This is a genomic window from Roseibium sp. JB4-4 (genome assembly GCF_055693425.1).
The window spans coordinates 5496875-5517072 of sequence record NZ_CM146333.1; the positions used below are offsets into that span (position 1 = coordinate 5496875).

Annotated in this window: 21 protein-coding genes; 12 read left to right on the forward strand and 9 right to left on the reverse strand. The window is 53.6% G+C overall.

Going from position 1 to position 20198, the window contains the following annotated elements:
- Nucleotides 1–12: 12 nt before the first annotated feature.
- On the reverse strand, nt 13–138 hold the full coding sequence (locus ACZ1HV_RS25870) for a hypothetical protein (protein WP_298822473.1): 126 nt from the start codon (nt 136–138) through the stop codon (nt 13–15).
- 214 nt (nt 139–352) lie between these two features.
- On the opposite strand from ACZ1HV_RS25870, the gene ACZ1HV_RS25875 reads away from it, so the two are divergent.
- Entirely contained in the window at nt 353–1642 is a 1290-nt protein-coding gene (locus ACZ1HV_RS25875) for a cyclic nucleotide-gated ion channel (protein WP_298959888.1), read from the forward strand.
- On the opposite strand, the gene ACZ1HV_RS25880 is transcribed toward ACZ1HV_RS25875, so the two are convergent.
- A complete protein-coding gene (locus ACZ1HV_RS25880; RefSeq protein ID WP_472716740.1) occupies nt 1639–2112 on the reverse strand; it encodes a hypothetical protein in 474 nt (157 codons plus the stop codon). The two genes, ACZ1HV_RS25875 and ACZ1HV_RS25880, sit on opposite strands and share 4 nt — an antisense overlap.
- Before the next feature lie 48 nt (nt 2113–2160).
- On the opposite strand from ACZ1HV_RS25880, the gene ACZ1HV_RS25885 reads away from it, so the two are divergent.
- Nucleotides 2161–2853, forward strand: a complete 693-nt coding sequence (locus ACZ1HV_RS25885) for an aspartate/glutamate racemase family protein (RefSeq protein WP_298822476.1) — start codon at nt 2161–2163, stop codon at nt 2851–2853.
- Between the two features lie 78 nt (nt 2854–2931).
- Here ACZ1HV_RS25885 and ACZ1HV_RS25890 read toward each other — a convergent pair whose 3' ends face one another.
- Genes ACZ1HV_RS25890 through ACZ1HV_RS25900 form a run of 3 tightly spaced genes read right to left on the reverse strand, consistent with a single transcriptional unit; the run spans nt 2932 to nt 4978 of the window.
- A complete protein-coding gene (locus tag ACZ1HV_RS25890; protein WP_298983900.1) occupies nt 2932–3570 on the reverse strand; it encodes a glutathione S-transferase family protein in 639 nt (212 codons plus the stop codon).
- Nucleotides 3567–4373 carry an ABC transporter permease gene (locus ACZ1HV_RS25895; protein WP_298983898.1) on the reverse strand — a complete coding sequence of 269 codons (807 nt, stop codon included), beginning with the start codon at nt 4371–4373 and terminating at the stop codon, nt 3567–3569. Before ACZ1HV_RS25895 ends, ACZ1HV_RS25890 begins: the two co-directional genes overlap by 4 nt.
- Nucleotides 4370–4978, reverse strand: coding sequence for an ABC transporter ATP-binding protein (locus ACZ1HV_RS25900; RefSeq protein WP_472716741.1), 609 nt, complete (start codon nt 4976–4978; stop codon nt 4370–4372). Before ACZ1HV_RS25900 ends, ACZ1HV_RS25895 begins: the two co-directional genes overlap by 4 nt.
- Nucleotides 4979–5230: 252 nt before the next feature.
- Between ACZ1HV_RS25900 and ACZ1HV_RS25905 the strand changes: the two genes are divergently transcribed.
- A complete protein-coding gene (locus ACZ1HV_RS25905; protein ID WP_472716742.1) occupies nt 5231–6241 on the forward strand; it encodes a class 1 fructose-bisphosphatase in 1011 nt (336 codons plus the stop codon).
- Nucleotides 6242–6405: 164 nt separating this feature from the next.
- Here the strand turns inward: ACZ1HV_RS25905 and ACZ1HV_RS25910 are convergent, their stop codons facing one another.
- The gene (locus tag ACZ1HV_RS25910; RefSeq protein ID WP_472716743.1) at nt 6406–6870 is read right to left on the reverse strand and encodes a GNAT family N-acetyltransferase; all 465 of its coding nucleotides are present in this window, start codon (nt 6868–6870) and stop codon (nt 6406–6408) included.
- A 193-nt stretch (nt 6871–7063) separates the two neighbouring features.
- Here ACZ1HV_RS25910 and ACZ1HV_RS25915 point away from each other — a divergent pair, with 193 nt between their 5' ends.
- From ACZ1HV_RS25915 to ACZ1HV_RS25940, 6 genes are read left to right on the forward strand one after another with little or no spacing between them, the layout of a single operon-like run.
- Nucleotides 7064–8632 carry an ABC transporter substrate-binding protein gene (locus tag ACZ1HV_RS25915; RefSeq protein WP_472716744.1) on the forward strand — a complete coding sequence of 523 codons (1569 nt, stop codon included), beginning with the start codon at nt 7064–7066 and terminating at the stop codon, nt 8630–8632.
- Nucleotides 8622–9425 (forward strand): ABC transporter ATP-binding protein, encoded by an 804-nt coding sequence (locus tag ACZ1HV_RS25920; protein WP_472716745.1) that lies wholly within the window; start codon nt 8622–8624, stop codon nt 9423–9425. Before ACZ1HV_RS25915 ends, ACZ1HV_RS25920 begins: the two co-directional genes overlap by 11 nt.
- Before the next feature lie 9 nt (nt 9426–9434).
- A complete protein-coding gene (locus ACZ1HV_RS25925; protein ID WP_472716746.1) occupies nt 9435–10241 on the forward strand; it encodes an ABC transporter ATP-binding protein in 807 nt (268 codons plus the stop codon).
- Nucleotides 10235–11242, forward strand: coding sequence for an ABC transporter permease (locus ACZ1HV_RS25930; protein WP_472716747.1), 1008 nt, complete (start codon nt 10235–10237; stop codon nt 11240–11242). The genes ACZ1HV_RS25925 and ACZ1HV_RS25930 overlap by 7 nt, the downstream gene beginning before the upstream one ends.
- Nucleotides 11239–12117 (forward strand): ABC transporter permease, encoded by an 879-nt coding sequence (locus ACZ1HV_RS25935; protein ID WP_472716748.1) that lies wholly within the window; start codon nt 11239–11241, stop codon nt 12115–12117. Before ACZ1HV_RS25930 ends, ACZ1HV_RS25935 begins: the two co-directional genes overlap by 4 nt.
- Before the next feature lie 2 nt (nt 12118–12119).
- Nucleotides 12120–13013 carry a DMT family transporter gene (locus ACZ1HV_RS25940; protein WP_472716749.1) on the forward strand — a complete coding sequence of 298 codons (894 nt, stop codon included), beginning with the start codon at nt 12120–12122 and terminating at the stop codon, nt 13011–13013.
- Between the two features lie 169 nt (nt 13014–13182).
- Here ACZ1HV_RS25940 and ACZ1HV_RS25945 read toward each other — a convergent pair whose 3' ends face one another.
- Nucleotides 13183–14187 carry a hypothetical protein gene (locus ACZ1HV_RS25945; protein ID WP_472716750.1) on the reverse strand — a complete coding sequence of 335 codons (1005 nt, stop codon included), beginning with the start codon at nt 14185–14187 and terminating at the stop codon, nt 13183–13185.
- A 568-nt stretch (nt 14188–14755) separates the two neighbouring features.
- Here ACZ1HV_RS25945 and ACZ1HV_RS25950 point away from each other — a divergent pair.
- On the forward strand, nt 14756–15712 hold the full coding sequence (locus ACZ1HV_RS25950) for a TAXI family TRAP transporter solute-binding subunit (RefSeq protein WP_298822489.1): 957 nt from the start codon (nt 14756–14758) through the stop codon (nt 15710–15712).
- Between the two features lie 55 nt (nt 15713–15767).
- Nucleotides 15768–17540, forward strand: coding sequence for a TRAP transporter permease (locus ACZ1HV_RS25955; RefSeq protein ID WP_298822490.1), 1773 nt, complete (start codon nt 15768–15770; stop codon nt 17538–17540).
- Nucleotides 17541–17596: 56 nt separating this feature from the next.
- Here ACZ1HV_RS25955 and ACZ1HV_RS25960 read toward each other — a convergent pair whose 3' ends face one another.
- On the reverse strand, nt 17597–18292 hold the full coding sequence (locus ACZ1HV_RS25960) for a GntR family transcriptional regulator (RefSeq protein ID WP_472716751.1): 696 nt from the start codon (nt 18290–18292) through the stop codon (nt 17597–17599).
- Between the two features lie 197 nt (nt 18293–18489).
- Here ACZ1HV_RS25960 and ACZ1HV_RS25965 point away from each other — a divergent pair, with 197 nt between their 5' ends.
- On the forward strand, nt 18490–19179 hold the full coding sequence (locus tag ACZ1HV_RS25965) for an SDR family NAD(P)-dependent oxidoreductase (protein WP_472716752.1): 690 nt from the start codon (nt 18490–18492) through the stop codon (nt 19177–19179).
- A 65-nt stretch (nt 19180–19244) separates the two neighbouring features.
- Here the strand turns inward: ACZ1HV_RS25965 and ACZ1HV_RS25970 are convergent, their stop codons facing one another.
- Nucleotides 19245–20183, reverse strand: a complete 939-nt coding sequence (locus tag ACZ1HV_RS25970; protein ID WP_298822493.1) for a LysR family transcriptional regulator — start codon at nt 20181–20183, stop codon at nt 19245–19247.
- Nucleotides 20184–20198: the final 15 nt, after the last annotated feature.

Below are 20198 nucleotides of genomic sequence, written 5' to 3' on the forward strand. Positions count from 1 at the left end.
GGTGGGTTTAGATCAGTGAACCATTGCAACGGCTGCAAGAGAGGCGGCTGCCAGCAGAGTGGATACCAGAAGCATTTTCAGTACGACATGGTGCGGTGAGGTCTCCGCAGCTCTGACCTTGTCAGTCTCGATACTCATGTTTGTCTCCTTTTTGAGCGTTTTGCTTACCCTTCTAAAGATGGGGGCTGCGACAAATTTGCCCAATCACGTTGATGCCACTTTGGCTCACGGCTTCGCGTAGTCTTCGTGAAGTGGTCGGGGAGCAATCAGCTGAGCAAGCAAGAGCGCTTTGTCTGAACCCATTCTTCGGCTATTCCTCTTTCAGTACCGCAAAAGACACCGGAGTACGCGGGTGACGCGCCACGAATTCAAGCGAGCACTCTATGAAGTGCTTGAAGACACAGGCAAACGAAAGCTTGCGGCTCGCTCCTTGCGCCATTTTCTGGTTTTCCTGATCATCTTAAATATTGCATTGGCCGTATTCGAAACCGTGCCGGACGTAAGACTGGCCTTCGGAGAACATCTGCGTTTTCTTCAACTCGGCAGCGGCTTTGTCTTTCTGGTTGAATACATCTTGCGTCTCTATGTGGCCGATCTGCATCCGCCGCTGCGCCGCTACGGACCGATCCAGGCACGTCTTCGCTATGCAGTCCATCCCGATGCGCTTGTAGACCTGATTGGTGCATTGCCGCTTTTGTTTGTGCTGTTCTTGCCAAACCAGGCAGTGGTGGTGGTCATCATCCTGCGCCTGCTAAGGTTCCTCAAACTGGCGCGCTATTCGCCCGCGCTCAGATCGCTCATCTCTGCTGTTGCCAATGAACGCCGTGCATTGCTCGGCTCAACCATGATCATCATGGGTGTCATTCTGCTTGCGGCGACCACCATGTACCTGATCGAGCATGACGATCAGCCGGAGAAATTCCGCAGCATTCTTCACGGCATGTATTGGGCCATCACCACCGTCACCACAGTTGGTTATGGCGATGTTGTACCTGTCAGCAATCTTGGAAAGATGGTCGGCAGTTTCGTCATGCTGCTCGGTTACGGTCTCATAGCCTTGCCGGTTGGCATCATTGCGTCAGCTTTTGCAAGGGAAATACACAGCCGGGATTTCGTCGTCACCTGGTCCATGGTGGCCCGCGTACCTCTGTTTGAAGACCTCAAGGCAACGGAAATTGCGGAGGTTTCCAAGCTTCTTCAGGCTCAAAGCGTACGCAAGGGCATGACCATTGCCGATCGGGGTGACGTTGCCGACAGGATGTATTTCATTTCCGATGGCGAGGTGGAAATCAAGCTGCCGCACGACACGGTATACCTTGGCGAAGGCAGCTTCTTCGGTGAACTCGCGCTAATCAATCAGACCCGGCGAACGGCTACGGTTTCAGCCTACAGCGATTGTCAGCTGCTTGTGCTGGAAGCTGAAGCGCTGAGACAGCTCATGGACCGGGATGAAGCGCTTGCCAAGAAGATCATGGACGAAGCGCGAGAACGGGCACTCGCCGGCAAAAAGGTTCTGGGAGAGCTCGCCGAGGAAGAGCTTCAGCAAGCAGGCGTCTTTGCCGCAGGCGAGGATGCGCGAACAGAATCGGAGCCGGAGCTCTTTTCAAAAGATCAAACAGGACAAGACAAGGATCCGGCCTAGTAGGGGGCCAGTCCCTGGGGCAGGCGGGCATAGAGCGGGTCGCCGTGCCAGAACGCGTCCGTTGGACCGACAGCAAAGTCGATCAGGTTCCAGCGATTGTACTGAAAACGGAGCAGGGCGAAGGTGGCGAGGCCGTCCATGTATTCAGCCTGCTGCGCATATGTGGTGCTTCTCAGATCGATGACACCGCCGCCCGGTCTTTGCGGGCTGACCTGAACAAATGCCCAGCCGTTGCCGGCACGCATCCAGTCGACCACAAACTCCACTGGCGGCCCGACCCGGGCTTCCAGCATCGGACGCACTGCATTGAGAATTTCGCCGCGTTCAGGTGTGCCACGGGCAGGTTCGTAAACGGACTGGGCCGCCGCTTGAATGCCAAGGCAAACCAGAAGAACAAGACATGCGGAAATCGTCGTAACCAATTGCTTTGATTTTGAAAAAGAGATTTCTTGAGAAATTGATTCAAGCACGGCAGTCTCCGTTTAGACAGAAGTTCAGAAAGCAGGCGAGACGCTACCATGAAAACCATCGGTTTGCTCGGTGGAATGAGCTGGGAAAGCACATCCATCTATTATCAGTTGCTCAATCGCTTGACGCGTGAACGACTGGGTGGTCTGCATTCCGCTAAATGCCTGCTTTGGTCGTTTGATTTTGCAGAGATTGAAGCTGCACAAGCGAGTGGCAATTGGCAACTGGCGACACAAATGTTGATTGCCGCGGCTGAACGTCTCGAAAGAGGCGGTGCGGACTGCCTGGTCATCTGTACCAACACGATGCACAAAATGGCCGGTGACATTCAAATTGCCAGTGTCTTGCCGCTCATCCACATTGCAGATGCAACGGCGCCGGCCATAACACAAGCGGGGTGCCGGGCACCGCTTCTTCTGGCGACCGGCTACACGATGGAGCAGGACTTTTACAAGGGCCACCTTCGAGATCGCCACGGCATCGATGTGCGCATTCCGGAACCGGACGACAGGGCTGAGGTTCACCGGATTATCTATGAGGAACTGTGCCGGGGAGAAGTCTGGGCCGATTCCAAGCAGACCTTTTTGGATATCGTTGAAAAAGAAGTCAGCGGTGGGGCCGATGCAGTCATATTCGGCTGTACGGAAATCGGACTGCTGTTAAAACCGGAGGACTTTTCCATTCCGGCCTTTGATACGACCGTGCTTCACGCCAGGGCTGCGCTCGATTTCGCGCTGTCTTGAACGGCTTGAGATCAACGGTCTGGACAGCTTGGAGATCTGGAACGGTGGTCTCCGCCGTTTGGCTCGCAGTCTACTTTATCAATCTGGCGGAACAGGCGCGGTCGCCTGAAAACTCGCTCTGGATTTGAACAACGACAGCCAAGCCGCCAGTCGGGGTGTGCCCTTTAGAAGCAGTTCTCCTTCTTCTGCGATCTCAAATAGAGACAGCATTGGGGCGGCATGACAGTCGGCGAGGCTTGGGAGATCACCAAGAAGGAACGGGTCCCCTTCAAAAAGCGTTTCAAGGGCGGCGAGCACAGTGCGGGCCGGACCAAGCGCCGACGCGATTTTGACCTCGTCAGCCGGGGCCCCCTCGCGTGTCTTGACCACCCGTTCTACGTAAATGTCCCAGACCAGCGTCCGATAGGCATAGGCATCCAGGATAGACTGGATCTGCGCCATCCTGGCCCGGAGCTTTGGGGTCGCGGGTTGCAGGGCAGGGCCGCCGAAAGCCTCGTCCACATAGCGCAGGATAGCGGGTGTCTCATAGAGATGAAAATCACCGTGCTTCAACAGGGGGATTTTACCGAACGGGTGCAGTGTCTGATACGCCGACGATGGCCCTTCAGGGGCAAAGATATCGATGGGTGTCAGGTCGTAGGACACGCCCTTTTCCTCAAGTGCCAACCGGGCCGACCGGACATAAACGGAATAGTCTGCCCCCAAGAGTTCAATCATGATGTTCCTCCGCTCAGCCGGTCGAGCCTCAGCCTGTGACGTGGGTCGGTCAGCCGCCAAATACTGCCAAATGTTGCCCCAAGTACGCCGAGGCCGGTTGCTCCTCCCAATAAAAACATAATCAGCAGCTGGTATTTTACTGCTTCCTGCGGATCGACACCCGAAAGGATCTGACCTGTCATCATTCCAGGAAGGGACACAATGCCCGTCGCCGCCATAGCGTTGATGATAGGAGTGAAACCCGACCGAAGGGCCTGCCTGGCGAAAGGGCGTGTCGCTTCCCAGCGGGTGCGACCGAGAAGAAGCTGAGCCTCAACTTCACTCTTGCCTTTGGCCAGCGCTGTATGAAGCGTATCAAGGCCCAGGCTGACGCCTGTCATCGTGTTTCCGAGGATCATGCCGAAAAGGGGGAGCGCATATTGCGGTTGCCAAACAGGGTCAGGACGGATCTGCCCGGCGAGACCGTAAAGCGTAACAAGTGCGCCTGATATCAGCATTGCACCGGCCCCAAGACCTGGGCCCCAAAAACCCTTGAGGCGACGGTCCTGACGGACCCAAATCTCACGCCCTGCAAAGACGCCCATGACAGCCGCCGCCAGCACTGTCCAGTACAACGATCCGGCAAAGAAGATCAGCTTCAACACCAGCCCGACCAGGATCAGCTGAACGGTCATGCGCAATGCCGACACGATCAGAGTGCGTGTCAGTCCCAAATTGAGGAGTATGGAAAGGACCGCATTCAGCAGCAGGAAAACGGAAGCGGCAACAATATCCCAATAGCTTAGAACCTGATAAGCGCTCATGAGGCTGCCTCGTGCAGGTCGTGTTCCCGCAATTTTCCGCTCGCCATTTGAAAGCAGCTGGCCTTGAGACGGACCGGTTGCTCCGGGTCATGCGTGACAAGCAAGATGGCGCATCCGGTTGCGATCCTTTCTTTAAGGAGCAGTTCCACTTTGGCAACGGACGGCGGGTCCAGAGCCGAAGTTGGTTCGTCAAGCAGAAGGACTTCCGGATCAAGCTGCAAAGCTCTAACGAGAGCAAGGCGCTGACGTTCCCCTGTCGACAATCTGGAAACCTCCCAGCCTGAAGCCTCCTCCATACCGACCGCTGCAAGCAGCTCGACAAGGTCCGAGGTGGGCCGAAAATGATCCTCCACGCGTTCCGACCACCAGCCACTTTCCGCTGGTACATAAGACACATTGCGCCGCCAATCGGGTGCAGGGAAGGTATTGCGATCTCTTCCGTTCAGCGTGATTGTGCCGCTGTTTTCATCAAGATCGACAATCGCTCTGAGAAAGAGAGATTTTCCGGCACCGGACGGACCGGAAATGGCGGTACAGCTGCCAACTTCCAACGTGAGGTCGATTGGGCCAATCAGAGATGTCTTCAGCTCGTCAATGATCAGCACCAGATACGTCCTCTCCTGAGTGCACAGCCTATCCCGGGTGGTGGAGAGGAGCAATCGGACACACTGCGTTTCAACAGACCGGGATGGCGTGCGCGGAGAGATACAAGACTTTAAAATTGGCAGCTTTCGATTGGAGGCAATTCCCGCTGGTGTGAAGGAAAGCTGCTGCTATGCTCCGGCCGAGAAGACCGAACCGCACTTTCAAAAGGCGGTCGTTCGATAAAAACTATATGGTTCAGAGTTGGGCAGTCCATGACATTGGAACATACGACACTTCGCAAATATCTGTTTCAACTGCAGAAGGAACATGGGCTCGATCCGGACCTGATGCTTCTTGTTGAGGATATTGCGACATCGTGCCGGATAATCTCTCACCAAATCCGCAATGGCCCGTTTCTAGACATCCTGGGTGCGACCGAAACGTCAAACATTCAAGGCGAAACTCAGAAACAGCTGGATGTCATTGCAAATGACGTGTTCCTCAGTCACTGCTCGAACTGTCAGCGTGTTGCAGCCCTCGTCTCGGAAGAAATGGACGACGTTGTCTGGCTGAAGGAAGCTCCAAAAGCGGGCGACTATCTGGTTTATTTTGACCCGCTTGACGGCTCATCAAACCTGAATGTGAACTTGTCCGTCGGTTCCATATTTTCTGTCGTTGAACTTGAGCAGAACATCGAAACGCTGACAAACGATGTGGTTCTGCTGAAGGGTACGAAACAGGTTTTTGCCGGATATTCACTCTACGGCCCCTCCACATCGCTCGTCTTTTCGACCGGCAAGGGTGTTCAGGGCTTCACCCACAAGATGGGAACGGGCGAGTTCCTCTTGACCTTCCCGGATATGTGTCTTCCAGACACGACCGAGGAATTTGCCATCAATGCATCCCGCTGGCGTCATTGGGACGAGACGATCAGGCGATATGTCGAGGAATGTATCAAGGGTGAAAACGGCCCAAGACAAAGGTCATTCAACATGCGATGGACGGCCTCCATGGTGGCCGAGATCCACAGGATCCTAACCCGGGGCGGGGTCTTTCTTTATCCCGTCGACACCGAAAATGAACACGCAGGCGGTAAGCTCAGGCTCTTGTATGAGGCGAACCCCATGAGTTTCATTGTCGAGCAGGCCGGAGGACGCGCATCCACCGGCAGAGAACGGATCCTGGGTGTTCAGCCTCAGTCACATCATCAGCGCATTTCAGTGATTATGGGCTGCCGAACCGAGGTTGAACTGATCGAAAGATACTACGCGGAACAGGCCTGAGACCTGTCCCAAGCAAATGTTTGAACTGAAGATCGCGGCGGCTGAGACTTCAAGTCAGATGTCATTTGGCCTTATCAAGGCAAAAAGTCTCAAGGTCATCGCGGTTCGACGGGTGGACTATCAATGTGCTTCGCGCCGGGTGCCTGGCGACGGGCCGTGCTTTGTCAAAGCGCCTTCCTGAATATCATCTTGTCGTCGCCCGGCGCCCAGAAATCGCGGATGCGTGCTTCTTCTTCGTAGCCATTTTGAACATAAAATTTCCGGGTCGGTGCAAAGCCCTCGGTGCCTGACGTTTCGACAATCAGGATGCGTTGACTGTTGTCCCTAAGATGACTTTCAGCTGCTCTGACCAGTGCTGTACCAAATCCCTTGCCCTGCAGATCCGGATGAACAGCGAGCGCCAACATGTTCCAGGTTCCCTCTGCCAGTTCTTCCGGTACCACAAAGCAAAAGCCCATGGCTTTTCCATTCGCGTGACATGTGAGCCAGAAGGCTTCTGAGGTTTCCGTCAGTGATGGGTCAAGCATCTCCGGGAGCATTTCGCTCGGAAACAGTCCGGTTTGGTCCAGTATCAATTGCAGTGCCGGAATGTCGTTTTTTGTGGTCGGACTGATCGTTGGTTTTGTCATGGCGTGTGATCTCTGGCGAATGGTGTTCTGAAAATCTTGGGGGAACAGTTTCTGCGCCGGGATGCACGGCTTGAATGCTTGCGTTTTGATAACCCGAAGGGATCAAAATTTTCAAAAATTTTCTTTGCAATGTAATGTTATAACAGATACGCATTGTGGCATCCGTCAGTCATGTTTTATTCTGGAGTCGATTTTGCCAAAGCGGAAAAACAAACTTGCAATTGCTGCCCTCTTGGGCGTGGGTTCCATCGCAGCAATGGCTGTTGCAACACCTGCTCAAACAGCGCTTGCAACTGAAAAAAACATGCGGATTGCCGTGCCTTTCGGCCCAAAGAGCACCGTGCCGGATCCCAGAGCCCGTCAAAACGGATGGCTCAGCAATCGCGCCGGCGTTTCTGAAACGCTGATTGGCCTGGCACATGACATGACCATGCAGCCAAGGCTTGCCGAGAGCTTCGAAAACGTTTCCCCGACAGAGTGGAAACTGACGCTTCGGACCGACGTAAAATTTCACGATGGCACGCCCATGACAGCGAGCGATGTCAAATCCTCGTTTGAAAAAATGGATGCGGAAGGTCATCCGGGCCATAACCCTCGCTTGTCAAAGCTGCTTGGCCTGGAGACCATTACGGTGGAAAATGCGAACACATTGGTGTTCAAGACCAAGTCTCCAAATTCCGCATTCCTGTGGTCGCTCACCGAGCCTTCAGCCGCGGTGATGAAAGAGGGCACCGATGAATTGCCCTTGATTGGCACAGGACCCTTCGTTTTTGTTTCTGCCGAAACGGAAAAGTCCTATCAGACCAGGAAGTTTGCAGACTATTGGGGCGGAGAGCCAAAGCTGGATGCAATTGTCATGGACGCTCTTTCTGATCCGTCCGTTGCAGCACTTGCCCTGCAAGCCGGCGACGTGGATCTGGTAACCAACTACCCTGAGCCGGATTTTGCCAATTTGAAGGAGAAAGGGGAGGGTCAGCTATTTTCCAACCCGACCACCCGGCTGTTCTTCTTTCAGGTCCGGACCTCCGATGGTCCTCTTTCCAATGAGGCCCTTCGCAAGGCAATTTCCCTTGGTCTTGATCGTGAAACGATTGTTGCAGCCTCGCTGAGCGGTGTCGGCGGAGAAGTGGCCAACAGTATATTTCCCGCGTCCATGGCATCCTGGGCAAACACCGACCTTTCACTGACCTACGACCCAGAAGCAGCTGCCGCCCTTTTGGACAAGGCTGGGATCAAGGACACGAACGGCGATGGAAACCGTGAGTTGGAAGGCGTTGAAATTTCCTTGAAAATTCGTTCCTATGAGGGGCGGGCTGCCCTGCGCCCGACGTTGGAAATTGCCCAGGCCCTGTTGCAACAGATCGGGATCAACTCCGAGATTTCCATGGCTGAATATGACGCCAATAATGAAGCGCTCAAGGCGGGTGACATTCAAATGCACCTTCAAGCCTGGGGGACAGCACCGCTCGGCGATCCAAACTACTTCCCAAGTACGCTTGTTGAGTCAGGAGTTGGATACAATTTTTCCGGCTACTCCAATTCAGAGCTTGATGAGCTTCTCAAAAAGGGCCGGGAGAGCTTCGACGACGAGGTGCGCAAAGGGTACTACGACCGCATTCAGGAAATCATCAACGAAGACCTGCCGTTGATCCCGGTGTTTCATAAAACTCAGGTTTCGGTCGGAAACGGCAAAGTGGAAGGATATAAGATCCACCCCGCCGAGACTTACCTCGTGACACCGGATCTCACACTTGCAGACTGAAGCTAAAAGCCTTCTGAATGTGCAGAACCTGTCGGCCCGCATCGGCCGGCAGGTGGTGCTTGATGATGTGAGTTTCGATGTCGACAAGGGCGAATGCGTTGCAATCGTAGGAGGTTCGGGCGCAGGCAAATCGACACTTCTACGCTGTCTGATGGGGCTGCGACGCCCGGCAGAACCTGTTGGCGGGCTTCTGACGTTTGATGGGGTAAAGAGGGAATTCGGGTCCCCAGGCCGCACCGGAAAGCCAAAGGGCATTGCCTATGTTCCACAGAACCCGGACCATGGTTTTGATCCGCTCAAACGCCTCCAGTGGCAATGGCGACAAACCGCCCGAGCCGTTACCGGAAGCAAGGATTTTTCCACCTCGCAACAGGTGCTCCTGAAAGAGCTGGGGCTTGGTTCCTTCCATGGCCGGTTTCCTCATCAATGGAGCTGTGGCATGCAGCAACGTCTTCTGGTGGGAATGGCACTGCTCGGCGAACCGAATTTACTGATCCTCGATGAGCCTACTTCGGCATTGGATCCATTGATTGCAGCCCAGGTTCTGCGCTCAGTCATGGCTTATGCTCACAAGCATGATGTTGCGCTTTTGATTGTTACGCATGACCTGGCGTTGGCAGCGCAACATGCCAACCGTACAGCGATCATGACTTCTGGCCAGGTCGTGGAATTCGGTGAAACCCGAACATTGCTGCGTGAACCAGAAACAACGTATGGGCAATTGCTGGTAAATCATCGCGACTGGAACTTTTCCGCACACCAGAAAGCGACAAATTCCGTCGCCGCCGAATAACTTAGTCAAATGCTTCGTGTCGAAAAACTGCAATTACGACTGCACGGTAAACCGATTTTGGAGGAAGTCTCCTTTGATCTGCCGCGTGGAAAAACACTTTGTATTGTTGGCGAGAGCGGCTCGGGAAAGAGCAGTCTTCTGCGTGCAGTGAACGGACTGATGCCCGCAACATTCGACAGTCTTACTTTCCGACCGAAAAATGGTCGCCCCATTTCACTTAAGGAATATTGGAAGGGACGTGCGGGATTGCCCGGCAGCCGGTGGGTGATGCAGGATCCGCTTTCGGCCCTTAATCCCAAGTTGGCACTTGGTGTCTCGATCGGAGAGAGCGTTTTTGCTCAAAAGCTGAAGTCTCTGGAACTCAAGGCAGCCATATCGGCGGCACTTGCCGATGTTGAATTACCTGCGGAAATGGCAAAGCGACGTCCGGCTCAGGTTTCCATGGGTCAGGCACAGCGGGCCTGTCTCGCGCGCGCGCTCATCGCGCGCCCGGACCTGGTTTTTTTCGATGAGCCGCTGAGCGCGCTTGATGCCATCGTACAAAAGCAGATCGCGGCGACAATGAAGCGGATACAGACACGGTTTGACATGACATTTGTGATCGTGACCCACGATCTCGGCTTCGCTGCTGCCTATGCTGATCAGATGCTTGTTTTGCGCGGTGGCAAGGTCGAGGCCAATCAGTCTGCTGAGATGTTTTTCCAGGCTCCCGAAAGCGACTATTGCCGCGAGCTGATCGCGGCTGCCCGTGAATTGGGAGGTTTGCCGGAAACCGTTGCGCAAGTGTCTGGATCGAAGGCCGCAATACCATGCTGAATACCAGGTCGAAGGTGGTCGCCTTCATTCTTGCGGTGGTCCGTCGTCTTACGGGGCTGCTCTGTGTTCTGTTTGGCGTCAGCCTCATCACTTTTACCATGACGTATTTTGCGCCCGGTGATAAAGCCTCAGCGATTGCAAATGCACGCTACCCGGATGTGCAAGGGTTTCCGCCAGAAATTTTGGATGGAATTCGCGAAGAATTCTCGCTGAACGAGCCTTTTTTTGTTCAGTTCTTTCAATGGCTTTATCGTTTTGTACAAGGGGACTTCGGGAACTCCTTTGCTTCAAACACGCCGGTGTGGGACATATTTGTCGCCAATGCCGCTGAAACATTTTCGTTGACGGCGACAGCGCTTGTCATCGGGCTGGTCTTCGCCTTCGCTTTGAGTTCCATCGCGGTCTGGCGGCCCGGTAGCCTGTTCGACAGAGCGTCTGTTGCTCTGGCTTCAGTCGGCGCGGCCATGCCGAACTATTGGCTTGGGCTGTTACTGATCTTGCTGTTTGCCGCACATCTGAACTGGCTTCCAGCCTATGGAACCGGATCGCCATCGCATTTGGTTCTACCGGCTCTTACGCTTGCATTTTGGATCACTGCATCACAGACACGGCTTCTACGTGCGTTTTTTCTCGAAGCAAAGGCAGCTCCATACATTGAAACGCTTCGTCTGCGCGGCGTGAGCGAAACTGAAATCTTCTGGCGGCATGTCTTTCGGCACGCGGCGGTTCCAGCGCTCACCATGATCGGTCTGGATATTGCCAGCCTCCTTGAGGGAGCTGTCATCGTCGAGCTGACATTTGCGCGCGGCGGCATTGGATCGCTCCTGGCGGGATCCGTTTTGTCACGCGACTACCCTATGGTTCTGTTCCTGGTGCTGTTTTCGGCGGTGGTCTACGTCTTCATCAACTCAATGATTGAATTCCTTCAAGAAATTATGGACCCACGAAATTCCGTCTGGTCTCATCAACAGGCTGTTCCTTCCGGTGAGGCACGATCATGACGGTGCAGGCGGATGTAGGTTTTCTGGAAGCACCGGACGCTCAAAGGTCGAAACAGGAACAGGATCTGAAACGGTTCCTCGTCCAGCTTGGACTTTCACTTCTGATCTTTCTGGTTGCTGTTGCCGCATGCTTCTTGTTGTCGCCTTACGCTCCAAACGAGCCGAACTTTCTGGAAAGGTTGTCTCCACCGTCCGCAAGCCATTGGCTTGGCACTGATCAGCTTGGAAGAGATGTTGCCACAAGACTGCTTTATGGCGGTGTCTGGTCGATTGGATTGGCGTTTCTCGTCACTATTGTCGGCGCGATTGCGGGAACCGCAATCGGTCTTGCCGCAGGTCATTTCGGACGGGCTGCCGATGTGACACTGATGCGGGTCACCGATAGTTTTTTTGCCTTTCCGGAATTGATAGCAGCGGTGACGATCGCTGGTGTTTTGGGACCAAGCACCACCAATATGGTGTTGGCGCTGATTTTGGTCGGTTGGATGAAGTTCGCGCGGCTTGTGCGCAGTCTCAGTGTTGATCTGGCGCACCGAGACTTCGTTGTGCAGGCCAGGCTGAACGGATTGCCTTCGTACCGAATTTTATGGCGTCATATCTTGCCGAATATCGCGCCAAGCCTGCTGGTGCTTTGGACCAATGCATGGTCCAGAACCATTCTGTCCATTTCCGGACTGAGTTTTCTGGGATTTGGGGTTCAGCCGCCGAATGCGGAATGGGGTGCAATGTTGCTGGATGGCAAGGCTTATATGCAAACGGCACCTCATTTGATGATCTTTCCGGGACTTGCGATCCTTATCGCCGTCCTTTCCATCAATTTGACCGGGGATTGGTTGCGCGACCTCCTGGGCAGCAACGGGGCCGCGGCGGGCTGACCATGACCATGGATTTCAAAGGAATTGGCCTGCGGGTTGGAGCAACCGTGTTTTTCACGATTATGGTGCTCTTCATCAAATGGCTTTCTGACACTGTTCCGGTCGGTCAGGTCGTTTTTTATCGCAGTGCATTCGCGTTGATCCCTTTGGTCCTGTTTTTGATGTGGACACGGGAATTCCCGTCCGGCCTGAAAACCAAGCGTCCGGGAAGCCATGTCGCACGTTGTGTTCTGGGCTGTCTTGCCATGTTCGCAAGCTTTGCCAGTTTGAAATATCTGCCATTGTCCCATGCTTCGATCATCGGTTATCTGGCGCCTGTCCTTGCGGTTGTGCTGGCAGCCATTTTCCTTCGCGAAGTTGTCAGCAGTGTACGCTGGTTTGGCGTTCTGTCCGGCTTTATTGGAGTGCTTGTCCTTGTTCTTCCAACGGCTTCTGCTGCCGATATGGACAACGCTTATCTGATCGGTGTCGGCCTTGCCCTCGCAATGGCGGTGCTGACAGCTGGCGCAAAGGTTCAAATCAGAAGTCTGGCGTTGACTGAAAACGCGGGCGCGATCGCATTCTATTTTGCGCTGACGTGCACTATTGCCGGTCTCGCAACCTTGCCTCTGGGGTGGATAACTCCGAGCTGGAACCAGCTTGGGCTTTTGGTTTGTACAGGGTTTGCGGGTGGTATTGCGCACATCATGATGACCCTCAGCTATCAATATAGCGAGGTTTCCAAACTGGCCGCATTTGAATACCTTTCGCTTGTTTTTGCGGTCATTGCGGATGTCCTGTTCTTCGACATCCTGCCTGTTCCGGCATTTTACGGTGCTGCAGCTCTGATCGTTGTCGCAACGCTCGTGGTCGCCCTGAAAGATGGACGCCAAAAACTTGCGTCCTCAACCGGTTGAGGTGGAAGCGTCTTATTCTACCAAGTCGACACGACATAGATCTCCGTTGGCTAGCGGATCATCTTTCTAGGACGTGTTCGGTTTGCCTGCATCAAACAGTAAGGGCACCCTATCCAGATAAGTTCATCAACAGGTATGGGCAGCACTCGACCGGCGCTAACGAGGCAAGTCAAATCCCAGTAAACTTCCAGAACTTGCTAACCTGTTCAAACTTAGCATCTCCGGATTCATGGAAAAGCGCTTCGTTTCCTATTGCTTTCAGCACTTCCCCTCCAAGAAGTCCGCCAGCGGTCCCTGCAATTGCAACTCCAGCAAGCCCCACCCAGCCGACTGGTGTTCCAACGGCCACCGCAAACAGAGCGCCTGCTGCAATGCCACCAATGATAGAGCCACTTGTCTCCGTTACGACAGCCGTTTTTTGCTGACTTGTTTGCGCCTCTCGTAGACGGGTTGTAGCGCTCGCTAGCTGTAAACCAATAAGTAAACCTCCCCCAATCTTGACCCTTGAAACAGTGTTGTTCAGCCGAGAGATTCCATTTGTCATTGACTGTGTTGCGCCTTTTCCGGAAGTGCTGAAGCGCAATATTTCTCGAGATGATTTTACCTTGTCGAGCGGGTTCTTTGAGAATGCATGTGTTCTAAATCCACCTAGATTTTTGTCCATCGCGTTTAATATTTTGATCCGACGGTAGTCGTAGGCACCTTTGGAAATGCTGTGCTGTCTATAGTTTGAGTAAAGGCGATTTAGTTCATCAACGTTCTTTACTGCACCTGACGCAGCCCGTTGGAAGGAACCATAAATACCTCCTGCCGCGTCAAGGCTTGGTGCCGCGGATGGCGTGTTCGCAAGGCCAGATAGTATACTTCTTGTAATGCCATTCGTCCGCGAAAGCTCTCCGACTACTTCCTGCGTACAGCGATTTTGAACAGGCGTGAACGCAGGTATAGCCCGTCGGTCGCCAACGATATTGGGCAGCGCGATCAGTTGGCCAGGATAAATTTTGTTTATGTCTCGAATGTGCGGATTGTTTGAAGTAACCGCATCAACTATTCCCTGCTTGTCGTTAAGAAATGTGCCATGCCCATAGTGCTCGCGAACAATTTTAAACAACTCGTCGCCATGTTGAACTTCGTGAATTGTTGCGTTGTCCAATTCGTGTGAATTATTGTGCATTGTTTTCCTTGAAGATCGGCCAATATAATAATTTCAAATCTCAGCTATTTCTCGAAATAGTAACGCGTCGGCTGCTATTTTTGTCAATAGTGGGTTGTATATATTGAAAGTACTTAGTTGTATCGGCCCAAGTACAAATACAGTCTTCACGCTAGCTGAGAGATTCCGTTACAGCTTCTTCAACTCAGATTGACCTTCCTGGAACTCCCGCTTGCAGCGCTGTTAGGTGCGCACAGTTGACGGGCCCGATGCGGTCATGGCCGAAGGCGACTGTCCTCGACATAAGAGAAGTGACCGGTCTTGAAGTAGTGTGTTTATTCCAGATCAGCGCTTGTGAACCTGTCGATTTCGAAGGCAAGACACGCTATTCATTCATGGAAATGCAAAGATGCATAAATCCGTCATGGATCTGATGCTGCAATTGCCGTTTCACTTGTGATGTATATTGAGTTTCTAACGAGTCATAACCAGTTTCATATTATGATTGATATTCATCTCATATGATGCTTTGGTGCATTCAACAACATCAACAAGACTTGGCCACTGAATTTCTCTGGGAGGGAGAACAATGAAGAACCTGCTAAAATCGCTGGCATTGGCATCCGTTGCCGTCACGCTCGCAACGTCGGTTTCTGCACAAGAACGGATCACATACAAATCCGCAAAGACCACATCATCCTACTATCAGATGGGTGTTCAGATTGCCGAAGCGATGCAAGCTGGCACCGACGGCGGAGTTGTTGTGACGGTCGAAGAGAGCCAGGGCTCTGTTCAAAATGTCATGGAAGTTCGCGCTCGCGGTGGCGACTATGTGTTCACAACACCGCCGGCTCTGGTCGGTCTTGCACAAGGCGGCAAAGCCATGTTCGACGGGAAGAGCGACCCGTCGTTTGACACTATCCGCGCGCTTTTCCCAATTCCGTCCCTGACGATGCATTTTGTCGTATCGGCAGATAGCGGCGTTGAGACCTTTGAGGACCTGGAAGGAAAAACAATCTTGCTCGGCAGCGGGTCTTTCGGTGCACGCGAAGGTGAAAAATACCTCGGTCTTTTTGGCCTGGAAGGGAAAGTCACACTTGCGGATTCTGAACTTTCCAATGCTGTTTCCGCGTTGAAAAACGGACAAATTGATGGGTTTGTGACTGCCGGTTCTTATCCGGCTCCCAACGTGATTGAAGCGGCCGCTTCAACAGGTGTGCGTGTCTTGTCCTTGAGCGACGAACAAGTTGCAGCAACCAAGAGAACGCCTTTGACCATACCGGCTGGAACCTATGCAGGCCAGGATGCGGATGTTTCAACAACGTCCTTGCCGGTTGTGGCGTTCACCACCACCGCGATGAGTGACGATACGGCCTATCTCCTCACAAAGACCTTTTGGGAACAGAAGACCGAACTGGGCAGTGCAGCGGCATGGTGGAATGGTATCAGCCCGGACATGATCGCCAACATCACCACGGAAATTCATCCCGGTGCCATTCGTTATTACGAAGAGGTCGGCGCTCCTTTGACAGACGCACATCGATAAGCAGGACAGCACGCCCGGCTTTCTGGCCGGGCGTTGCTCTTATGCACATCTTCTCATGACATATACTCGTTCACACTTCGTCTGGGCCGCACTCGGACTGCTGATGATTGCAGCTCACCTGGGCCTGATTTTCTATGGTCTGGTGCCAAATCTCGTCGCCAGGCCATTGCACCTGGCACTGATCCTGCCTTGGGTGTTTCTTTATTCAGCACAGTCCAGGTTCGATGCCTCCCTGGGTGCCGTTCTGACGGTTCTGGGCATCGGTTGCTGCGTCTGGATTGCGTTGAACCATCAGGATTTGAAAAATCAATACGGTTTCCTTGAAGGGACCGGCCAGAAAGTCATGGCATTCTTCCTGCTCGGTCTTGTGCTCGAGGCGGCGCGGCGCATGATCGGTTGGCCGCTGCCGACTGTCGCTGCGCTGATGCTCGCATACGGCCTTTTTGGAAATCACATTCCCGGACAGTTTGGTCATTCCGGTACGCCGCTGCCGAGTTTTCTCGGCACGCTTACCATAGCTGAAGGGGGGCTGTGGGGCAGTCTCACAGGCGTTTCCGTTGGCGTGGTTTCAGTTTTTGTAATCTTCGGGGCGGTTCTCAATGCCGGTGAAGCCGGGCAGGGGTTCATGAACGTAGCGGCAGGCGCCGCCGGGCGTCTGAAGGGCGGTGCTGCAAAGGTATCCGTTCTGTCTTCAGCCCTGTTTGGATCCATTTCCGGATCGGCGTCGGCGAATGTCGCTTCAACCGGAGCCGTCACTTTGCCTGCGATGACCAAGCTGGGTTATCCGAGGCGTCTGGCCGCTGCCGTTGAAGCCGTTGCCTCTTCAGGTGGTCAGATCATGCCTCCGCTCATGGGAGCGGGCGCATTTGTCATGGTCGAGCTGACCGGTGTCCCATACACCGACATCATGTTTGCTGCTCTCTTGCCGGCGATCCTTTTCTTCTTCGCTGTGTGGGTCGGCATCGACGCCTATGCGACGCGCTACGCTCTCAAGGGCATCCCTGACGATGAGCGCCCCAGCCGGCGTGACATCTTGATCACGTCGTGTTTCTTCGCTGTGCCTTTTGCGGTGTTGTTGATTTCGATGTTTGCCCTGAAATTCACACCGCAATATTCGGCTGCCCTGGCGATTTTCGTGGGCCTGTTTGCTCTTCTCTTCAACGGGAAAACCGGGTTCGATCTCACCCTGGGCACTGAGCGGCTTGGCAATGCCTGTATCAATGCGGGCCGGCAAATCGCCATGATCGGCTCCATCATCATTTGCGCCGCCATCGTCATCGGTGTGCTTGGCATTACCGGACTTGGCGTGAAGCTCACTTCATTCATCGTGTCAGGCTCCGGTGGACTTTTGTGGCCATCGCTTTTGCTGACTGCCCTGGCGTGCCTGCTTCTGGGTATGGAAGTGCCAACGACCGCCGCCTATGTCATTTGTGTTTCAGTTGCCGGTCCTGCACTGATCGATCTCGGGCTTGAACCGTTACAGGCCCACCTGTTTGTCTTTTGGTTTGCGCTCTTGTCGACCATCACACCACCGGTGTGTGGCGCAGTATTCATTGCATCGGGAATGATCGGCGAGAACTGGCTGAAGGTTGCAGTGAGCGCGATGGCCCTCGGAATCGGCCTCTATTTCATACCTCTTGGTATGATCGCAAACCCCGAGATCATTGCGTTGAAGTCGAGTTTGGGTGGCGCACTGGTCGCCTTTGTTCAAATGGGGGCTGGGCTCGGGTGTTTGTCTTTCGCGATCATCTCGAAATTCAATATTGCGGTCAGAGCGGCCCTGCTGGTCGTGGGACTTGGCATCTTCTTTGTTCGCTTGTTGGTGTGAGAACCTTGTGGCGCGGCCGGTTGAGTTGAGAGTGAGGTCAGCCGGCCTTGCCTCGCTCAAGCTTCATCCGCCAATCCGGTGTCTGAAATCACATGAAGAGCGGCTTTTGTGATGTGACCTCGCAAGAGGTTCTGGCCGGTCTTTGTGTCCCCGGACAAAACTGCGTCTTTCAGCACATTGTGCTCATTCGCGCTTTTTTCGACCCAGCGGCGTCTCGACATCTCACTGCGATCATTCGCGTGTGCCATCAACCGATAACGACGGCTTTGATCATATTGCACTGAGATCAGTTCAATCAGTTTGGGTGACCCACAATTGCCAGCGATGGCCATATGAAAGGTCTTGTTGCGTTCATCCCACTCCAGAGCCGCATTCATGGGGTCGGTCGGCATTTGGCGCTCAACTTCAGACAGAGCGTAGTGGGTGGCAACGACCGCAGAGCGCCAGTCGACGGTTGACCGTTCAATTGCCCAATCCAGCGCCAAAGCTTCGAGTTCGGCCCTGACCCGGATGCTATCGTGAAGCTCGTCCCGGGACGGATTGAGAACGCGAAAACCTTTAGATTCTTCAAAGCTTACATATCCCTCACCAACAAGAAGAGACAAAGCTTCACGAACCGATGGGTGCGACACTGAGTAGGTCCGTTTCAACCCTTCAATATTCAGCTTCACACCGGGTTTTATTATCCCAAGAGAGATGTCGAGGCGTAACTGATTGGACAGTGCAGCAATGACTGATCCTTGTTTTTGCACGTTCAGTTACCTCCCAAGTCCATCCATTCAAATTCTATTGGCAGCCTAGGATACGGGTTTGGCCATTGCAACAATTCAATAATATGCGATATCTAATCGTAATATGATTCAACGTGCCGAGAAATCGCCATGCGGGCAGGAGCGATTTAGATTGATGCTTGATTGGGATGTCTAGTTTCAAACCATTGAGGTCCATTGTGACTGGCGGTGCCGGTGCACTTGGCAGCGCCATTGTGCGGTCTTTATGCAAACGAGGCGACCAGGTCGTTTGCCTCGATAAGGAGGTTCCGGCTACGAGTATCGCCGAGTTCATCAAGGTTGATGTCACGCATAGGCCATCTGTGGATCGCGCAATTGGAGGCGCTGTAGAGCGGTTGGGCGGGTTGGATGTCCTGGTTCATGCCGCAGGTATGATCAAGGCGGCAAGGTTCTGCGATCTCACCGAGGAAGAATTTGAAAGCCACCTTAACACCAACCTGCTCGGGGCGTTTCGAGTGGCTCAACAGGCAAGCACCCACATGATGGAAAGGGGCGGCAGGATCGTCTTCATAACTTCCATCCATGGACAGATCGGTGTCACGGGGCGTAGTGCCTATGCTGCTTCGAAAGGCGCTGTCGCGTCATTGGCGCGGGTAATGGCGGCAGAACTTGCGAAACATCGTATTCGCGTCAATGTTCTGGCTCCGGGCGCCGTCGATGGAGGCATGATGCCCGATCCCAAGTCACGTGATGGTTGGATAGCGGCCACACCCAGTGACAGGGTCGCTTACCTGGAAGAGGTTGCAGCTGTTGCCGCAATGCTTGCGTCTGATGAAGCGAGCTTCGTCAATGGACAAATTATTGCCGTTGACGGTGGCGCCAGCACGGTGCGCTCAATAGGCAGATAATTGAGCAAAGTGTGCCGAACAACGGCGACGATCCATTTCCGAAGTTGGAATGGGCTGGGTCCGTGTCAGCTCAGCCGGTAGTTTTCAAGGTGGCTGGTACAGGGATTTGATTTCAGGTGTGACCAGATCTTCTGCACAAGCGGTGATGGTGCGTCACGTTTCTTGAAGACCCAGATCTCCAGGTTGGTGTCGTATCGACCGTTCCCGGCCAACGCCAGCCGCCCTGCCTGAACATCTTCATAGGCGCTGCAGGCCGGCAGCCAAAGCATCTTCTGGTCAAGGTGGGCAAGCCGTTTCATGAATTCGCAGGTCCCACTCTGCGACGCACACACAAATGCCGGATCCTGTGCAGTCATTGATGAAAACAGGAGGTCTTCGACTTTGGAGAAATAACCGGTTTGGCCGTAGCCAATGTATTCAAGACCGGTGCTTGGAGGCTTGTCGACGTCGAAGGCGGGACGTCCGTTTGCATCAAGGGCAGTACAAAGATGCATAGTGTCATCGCCAAGTTTTATTGAATCGAATTCCTGATGCTCAAAAAATGCCGGTACCTCTGGCTTAAAATAGAGCACCAGCAGATCCATCTTTCGATCACCGAGCAGCTCCACCATTTCATAGAAATCGTAGCTGTCTATAGAAACGGAAAACGCACCGCAGCCCTGTTTGATTTGGTGAAGCCACTCAGGAACGAAGCTGAGCGCCAGAGACGTTGAGGCAGCAAGGCGAATGTCCGGTGTGGCGGCGGAATTTCGCCTTTGGAATTCAACGCGGTTGAGTTCCAGTTCCCTCAGCACGTTTTGTGCCGAAGCATGAAAGATTTCGCCTTCAGGCGTGAGCGAGACGGGGTAACTGCTTCGGTCAAACAGTTCCGTGCCTAGCCAGGTTTCGAGGGCTTTGATCCTTCTGCTGAAGGCGGATTGAGTGATGTTGCGCTCATCTGCTGCCTGGGAAAAGTTTCCCCGTTTGCTCAGAACCAGAAAGTCGGCCAGCCAATTGGTGTCCACATCGTTTTTCCTTCT